This is a genomic window from Tropicimonas sp. (assembly GCF_047971885.1).
Lineage (GTDB): Bacteria > Pseudomonadota > Alphaproteobacteria > Rhodobacterales > Rhodobacteraceae > Tropicimonas.
The window spans coordinates 94,208-101,241 of the sequence record NZ_JBKEAE010000063.1; the positions used below are offsets into that span (position 1 = coordinate 94,208).

At 66.3% G+C, this 7,034-nt stretch carries 6 protein-coding genes and 1 pseudogene; 1 reads left to right on the plus strand and 6 read right to left on the minus strand.

The window, feature by feature from the left end:
• The first annotated feature begins 229 nt into the window (after positions 1-229).
• Entirely contained in the window at positions 230-1,213 is a 984-nt protein-coding gene (locus tag ACK5IR_RS06645) for an aldo/keto reductase (RefSeq protein ID WP_416927149.1), read from the plus strand.
• A gap of 59 nt (positions 1,214-1,272) precedes the next feature.
• On the opposite strand, the gene ACK5IR_RS06650 is transcribed toward ACK5IR_RS06645, so the two are convergent.
• From ACK5IR_RS06650 to ACK5IR_RS06675, 6 genes and pseudogenes are all read right to left on the minus strand, one after another.
• Positions 1,273-1,971: an HAD family hydrolase gene (locus ACK5IR_RS06650; protein ID WP_416927151.1), complete on the minus strand. Its 699-nt coding sequence runs from the start codon at positions 1,969-1,971 to the stop codon at positions 1,273-1,275.
• 38 nt (positions 1,972-2,009) lie between these two features.
• Positions 2,010-3,617, minus strand: coding sequence for an FGGY-family carbohydrate kinase (locus ACK5IR_RS06655; RefSeq protein ID WP_416927153.1), 1,608 nt, complete (start codon positions 3,615-3,617; stop codon positions 2,010-2,012).
• Positions 3,618-3,657: 40 nt separating this feature from the next.
• A pseudogene (locus ACK5IR_RS06660) lies at positions 3,658-4,389 on the minus strand (SDR family oxidoreductase).
• Positions 4,390-4,420: 31 nt separating this feature from the next.
• Positions 4,421-5,146: an SDR family oxidoreductase gene (locus ACK5IR_RS06665; RefSeq protein WP_416927155.1), complete on the minus strand. Its 726-nt coding sequence runs from the start codon at positions 5,144-5,146 to the stop codon at positions 4,421-4,423.
• Between the two features lie 114 nt (positions 5,147-5,260).
• Positions 5,261-6,145, minus strand: coding sequence for a helix-turn-helix domain-containing protein (locus tag ACK5IR_RS06670; protein WP_416927157.1), 885 nt, complete (start codon positions 6,143-6,145; stop codon positions 5,261-5,263).
• Between the two features lie 299 nt (positions 6,146-6,444).
• The coding region (locus tag ACK5IR_RS06675) for a zinc-binding dehydrogenase (protein ID WP_416927159.1) at positions 6,445-7,034 on the minus strand (590 nt) is incomplete at its 5' end.

Here is a 7,034-nt window from a genome sequence, read left to right on the forward strand (position 1 = left end):
GCGGGGCAACCTAGCAAGCGGCCCCTGCCTGCGCCATCGCGCAATGAACGAAACCGGCCCGCTGCCGACCCCGTGGCCCGGAATGTCGCGATGCGCATGGTGCCGCATTCATATCGTCTGTCGATAAGTGCTATCGAAATTCAGCGTCTGTTTCCGCAAGCCCAATGCCCTATTATCGCCGCAACCATTCACGGAGGTGCGGCCGACCGGGCCGCCAGGAGAGACAGACATGCAGAAACGAACGCTTGGATCCGGCGGGCTTGAGGTTTCGGCCCTTGGTTATGGCTGCATGGGCCTCAGCTTCAGTTACGGGACGCCCGTCACCACCGAAGATGGCATCGGCATCATCCGGGCGGCCCATGCCGGCGGCGTTACCTTCTTCGATACCGCCGAGGTCTACGGCCCCTTCACCAACGAGGAACTGGTTGGCGCGGCGCTGGCGCCGATGCGGGACGAGGTTGTCATCGCCACCAAGTTCGGCTTCCTCGACGGCCTTGCATCCAAACCGCAGGATTCCCGGCCCGAGAGCATACGCCGTGCCTGCGAAGGCTCGCTGCGCCGGCTGCGGACCGACCGGATCGACCTGTTCTACCAGCATCGCGTCGACCGGAACGTGCCGATCGAGGATGTGGCGGGTACGGTCGCGGACCTGATCGCCGAGGGCAAGGTTCTGCATTTCGGCCTGTCCGAAGCCGGCGTCGATACGATCCGCCGCGCCCATGCGGTGCAGCCGGTGGCGGCGCTGCAAAGCGAATACTCGCTCTGGTGGCGCGAACCCGAACAGGCGATCCTGCCGGTGCTGGAAGAACTCGGCATCGGGTTCGTTCCCTTCAGCCCGCTCGGCAAGGGGTTTCTGACCGGCGCCATCGACGAGACCACCGATCTCGGCGACAGCGATTTCCGCAATTCCGTCCCCCGCTTTTCCGGGGAAAACCGCCGTGTCAACCGGCGCCTTGTGGACGAGATCGGCCGCATCGCCGATGCAAGGGGCGTGACGAAAGCGCAGATCGCCCTCGCGTGGCTTCTGGCGCAAAAGCCGTGGATCGTCCCGATTCCGGGGACAAGAACGCCGCAACGGCTGGAAGAGAACCTCGGCGCGGCGGATGTGGTGCTGAACGTGGACGATCTGCGGGCAATCGACGAGGCGCTGGCCGCGATCGACATCGTCGGCGCGCGCTACAACGCAAACGCAATGGCCAGGATCGACCGCTGAGCACCGCCCGGTTCGACGGCAGCCAACTGTGGTTTTTCCGTTTCCGGCCGGACAGCCGGTCAGATCGTATCGGCCATTTCGCCCATGATCGACCGCAGGATATCCGCCGCATCGGACGAAACACATTCGGCCCCGGCGTCGAGCAGACGTCTGGCATGGGCCTCGCGGATGCCGTCGAGATGGCTGCCGCCGGTAAAGCCGAGCGCACGCATGCCGGCGGATCGCGCCCCCGCGATCCCGTGCGGCGAATCCTCGATCACCACGCAACGGGCGGGCTTCACGCCCAACCGGCGGGCGGCGTAAAGCACCAGATCGGGGGCGGGTTTGCCGCGCGCCACCTGCTCGCCGCTGAATGTCCGGTCGTCAAAACGATCCGCAATGCCGGCAATCTCCAGCGTGCGGCCGATCCGATCGGGCGAACCGCCCGAGGCGATACAGGTAGCGATTCCGGCGCCCTGAACATGGTCGAGCAGGTCCACCATCGGGGCGATCGGCATCAGGTCGGCTTCATAGGCAGCGTAGAGGTGGCGCTGGTAGTTTTCGACGAAATCCGCCGGGCAGGGCTCGCCTAGCGCCGTGGCGATGGCACCGCAGACATCGCCGACCGTGACACCAAGATAGCGGTCGCGCGCCACCTCGAATGTCGCCCACGGGATGCCGACGGCGCGCATCTCGGTGGCCAGTGCCCCAAGCGACAGCGGCTCGCTGTCGACGAGACAGCCATCCAGATCGAAGATCACGGCTTGCGGTGGGGTCATCCTGCCTCCGAATTTCGCATGTTCAGGCAATCCGGATTTCAGCCGCGAACGGCCGCATCCCGTGCCAGCGCCTGGAACCTGCCGAACAGTGCATAACGGACGTTGTGATAGGCACGGGTTTCGGCCGTTCCGGGCCGATAGCTCGCCACGTTGGACGACATCGCCGCCATCGCCGATTGCATGTCGGGATAGGCGCCGGCAGCCACGGCGCCGAGAATGGCAGAGCCCAGCAGCACCGGCTCTTCGGTTGCGGGGGCGGCAACCGGCACGCCGGTGGCATCGGCCAGAAGCTGACGCACAAGGTCGCTGCGCCCGGCGCCGCCGCTGATGACGATGGTCCCGATGGGAGCACCGTTCGCGGTCTGCGTTTCGATGATCTGGCGCAGGCCGTAGCCCAGCCCGCAGATGCCCGCGACATAGAGCGCAACCAGATTGTCCACATCCGCCTCCATCCCCAGCCCGGCGATCACCGCGCGGGTGTAGGGGTCGGCATGGGGTGCGCGGTTGCCGAGGAATTCCGGCACCACGTGCAATCCGTCCGCCAGATGCGCCGCCGCATCTCCGGCAATTTCCGAGGCGCGCGCGCCGAGCCAGCCGGGCAGCGACCTGCCGGCGGCGCTGGCGAGGGCTGCCGCCTCGTCATGGGCGGGATGGAAGCGCAGCAACCGGTCGATCGCCGCTCCCGCCGCCGACTGGCCGCCCTCGTTCAGCCAGGCGCCGGGCACCATGGCCGAATAATAGGGACCCCAGACGCCGGGCACGAAGACCGGATCGGCCGTGGTGGTCATGGTGCACGAAGAGGTACCGAAGACATAGCCGAGGTTTTCCTGCGGCCCGCCGCCGCCCCGCGCCCCCACCGTGCCGACGCCGCCTGCATGCGCGTCGATCAGCCCCGCGCCGACCTTCGTGCCGGGCGCCAGGCCGAGATCGGCGGCCGCTGCCCCTGTCAGGCCGGCGGCCAGCGGCGTTCCAGGATCGACGATCTCGGCCCCGATGCGGGCGAAGCCGTCATCGACCAGTTCGCCCAGGCCGATCTTGCGGAAATAGCTTTCGTCCCAGCGTCCCTCGTGACTCATATAGGTCCATTTGCAGGTTACGGTGCAGACCGAGCGTGCCTCGCTGCCCGTTGCTCGCCAGGTCAGGTAATCGCTGAGGTCGAAGAAGCGCCAGGCGGCATCGAAGATCTCGCGGCGGTTCTCCTTGAGCCACAACAGCTTGGGCGTTTCCATCTCGGGCGAAATCGTGCCGCCGACATAGTCGAGCACCCGATGGCCGAGCGCATTGATCCGGTCCGCCTGCGGGGTGGCGCGATGGTCCATCCAGACGATGATGTTGCGCTCGGGCTCCTCGCTCGGGCCGACGGGGAGCGGTACCCCGCCCGCGCCCAGAACCACCAGCGAGCAGGTCGCGTCGAAACCGATGCCGGCCACCTCGGCCGGGTCCACCCCCGCCGCCGCGACGGCGCCGCGGCTGGCGGCGCAGACCGCGGCCCATATCTCGTTCGACGATTGCTCGACCATCGAACCCGGCGCGCGATGAACGGTGATATCCTGTTTCGCTGTGCCCAGCAGGGTACCGGCGGCGTCGAACACCCCGGCCCGTGCGCTGGCGGTTCCCACGTCGATACCCATGTAATACTGGCCCATGCCAATTCCTCCATTCCGCCGCCGGCATCCGGTCGGGAGCTTAGACCCTATCGAAGTTGGTGGGCAGTACCAGCATGTCGCGGATGGTGACGTTGCGTGGGCGGGTGAGCATGTACATCACCGCGTCGGCCACGTCGCCGGGCTCGATCAGACTGCCCGATTCCCTTGCCTTGCGCAGGTTCTCCTCGGGCCAGTCGGCCAGAAGTGCCGAGACGACCGGCCCGGGCGAGACCTGCGACACGCGCACGCCATGCGGGATCATCTGCCGGCGCATCCCCTGCACGAAGGACGTGATCGCCCATTTCGAGCCGGACTAGACCGGCTCCCAGTAGGTCGGGAACTGACCTGCTATCGAGCAGGTGACGACGATATCGCCGGTCTTGCGCTCGATCATGTGCGGGATCACGTCGCGCACGTTCTTCATCACCGCGTTGACGTTGAGGGTGAGCATCCTGTCGATGGTGGCGTCGTCGGTCTCGATCAGATCGCCGCCGATATAGGTACCGGCGTTGCAATAGAGGATGTCGATATGATCGACCTTTGCAAGGACCTCCGGCACCATGCGGGTGCAGCTTTCGGGATCGATCAGGTCGGTGAGTTGCGCAATCGCCCGCTCGCCCAGCCGGGCGGTCTCGCGCGCCAGCGCGGCCTCGTCGTTATCGACCATGACCACGGTCGCGCCACCTGCGATCATCGCCTCGGTGGAGGCCAGCCCGATGCCGGAGGCGGCCCCGGTGATGACGGCAATCCTGCCCGTCAGTGATTCAGCCATTTCTCGTCTCCTTGCTGAGGGGATTCGTCAATCAGACGGCGAGGAAGCCGCCATCGACCGGCAGCACCGCGCCGCTCACCATCGCGGCATCGTCGCCCAGCATCAGCGCGACGGCGCGGGCGACGTCTTCGGGTTCGGCGAAACGGCCGAGCGGATGGCGAACCATCATCGGCCCGCTTCTGGCGGGATCGCTCCACGCGACGGCGGCCAGTTCGGTCAGCGTGACGGTGGGGGCGATGGCGACGGCACGGATGCCGTGCGGCCCAAGCTCGCGCGCCATGACACGCGTTGCGCCCTCGAGCCCGGCCTTGGATGCTGCATAGCACAGGTGTTCGTCGAAGCCGCGATGCCCGGCGATGCTGCTGATGTTGACGATCACACCGCCGCCGCCGGCGGCGACGCGCGCGCGGGCAAATTCCTGAGCGCAGATCAGCGCGGCGCGCAGGTTGATGTTCAGCACCGTGTCGCAGCCATCGTCGGTCATCTCCAGCACGGTTTCCAGCACGTTGGTGCCGGCGCAATTGACGAGGAAATCGCAGGTGCCGGCCTCTTTCATTGCCGCGCGGGCGGCAGCGCTGTCCGACAGGTCGGCGGAGATGACGCGGGCGCCGGTTTCCACGGCGAGGCTTTCCAGCGCCCCGCGCCCCCGGCTGATCGCGACGACCTCTGCGCCACGCCCTGCCAGCAGGACCGCCGTCGCGCGGCCGATCCCCTTGCCGGCACCGGTGATGATGACGGATTTACCCCTGAAGTCCATGACCTGCCTCGCGAAATGTTCCGGCCGCCCTGCGGCCGCGTTCGGTTTTTGTCTGCTGCCCGCTGCGGCGGGCTTGCAGCCCTTGCCGGGGATTATCGTATCCGATCCGGTTGATCATGCGGTCATCCAGACCGCGTTGTTGGCGGCGAACGTCGCGCGGAACTGCGACGGCGGCATCCCTTTCAATCGCAGGAAGTGGCGGTTGAAGTTGGACAGATTGGCGAAGCCGACCTCGAAACAGACATCGGCCACCCGGATACCGGGGTCCGTCAGCAGGATCTGGCAGGCAAGGTCGATCCGCAGGTGGTTCTTGTAGCGTACCAGCGTCATGCCGGTATGGCGCCTGAAGGAGCGCGAGAAGCTGCTGGCGCTCTGCCCGGCAAGTGCGGCAAGCTCGGCCTCGCTGATCTGCTCGGTCAGGTTCTCGCGCAGATGCGCTATGGCGAGGTTGATTCCGCTGTCCTTTCCCTTGCCCATGTTGAGCTGGAAGTTGAGACTGGCCAGAATCTGCGGCCCGGGCGCCCGGACCAGAATGTCGGCGATCTGGCAGAACAGGGTCATGCGCCGGATGCCGCGGGCATTCACCAGTTCGCCCATCACCGGCTCGACCCGACGGCTCGTTTCCGGGTCGAACAGAAGCCCGCGCCGGCTGCGCTCCAGCAGCGGGCGGAACGCCTCCATCTCGGGTATGGCATCGAGCGCGCCGTCGATGAAGGTTTCGGTGAACTGGATGACCCGGCTGCGCCGGGATTCGACACGGCCCTCGGGAACGTCGCTGATCCAGTTCTGCGGCAGGTTCGGGCCGGTCATGATAAGCTGGCCCGGTTCGAAGCGGCCGATGTGATCGCCGATATAGAACTTGCCCGAGGTCGCCACGACCAGGTGGATTTCGTATTCGGGATGATAATGCCAGCGGACCGTCCGGAACGGGTATCCGTGCTGCCAGGCGGCGAAGGACTCGCCTTTCCTGATATGGACAAGTTCCAGATCCGGCTTCACCTCACCCTCCCGTCACCTCGGGTTTCGCCCTCCCCGGTCGAATCCCCCGTCGGTGTGAACTACCTGTAGCAAGGCGGGCAGCAGGTATTCCACGCATGCAGAGCCGGGTTCCTGATAGTTTTTTAACCGTCAACGGCGAAAAAAGCGCATGATCCGGCGCCGGGCAAGGGCAGCGTCTCGTCATCCCGGTATCATGGGGCGCTGCGCAACGACCGATTCGACCGCCGGGGCCAAGTTGTCCGCCGGACAGAACGAGGGGCAAGCCCGCCGTCCTTCTGTCATCCGTCTGTCCCTCCGGCTCAGTCCGCCGGCAGTTCGATCTGGATCTTCACATCGGTCTCGCGCGCTTCGACGGCGCGGTCGAAGGCGGTGATGCTGTCCTTGAAGGGGATCGTCGCCGAGATCAGTGGCTTGAGATCGACCTTGCCGGCCCCGATCAGCGCAATCGCGCGATCATAGATGTTGGCATAGCGGAACACCGTCTCGATCCTGAGTTCCCTGGCCTGAAGCCCGACGATATCGACCGGCACCGGATCGACCGGCATGCCGACCAGAACGACGGCGCCGCCGGGCCGCGCGAGCTTCGGCAGGCCGAGGATCGCCGGCGCGGCGCCGGAGCATTCGAACACCACATCGGCGCCCCAGCCGTTCGTCGCCTCGGCGATCGCCTCCGCCGCGGATTGCCGGGTGATATTGATCGTCTCGATGCCCTCGTAGGCGCCGATGATGTCGAGCTTGGGTTGGGCAAGATCGGCGACATAGACCTTTGCACAGCCGCCGGCGAGTGCGGCGAGCGCCGTCATCATGCCGATGGGTCCCGCGCCGGTCACGACACCGATGTCACCGGGCTGGATGCGGGCGCGCAGCGCGCTCTGCATGCCGATGGCGA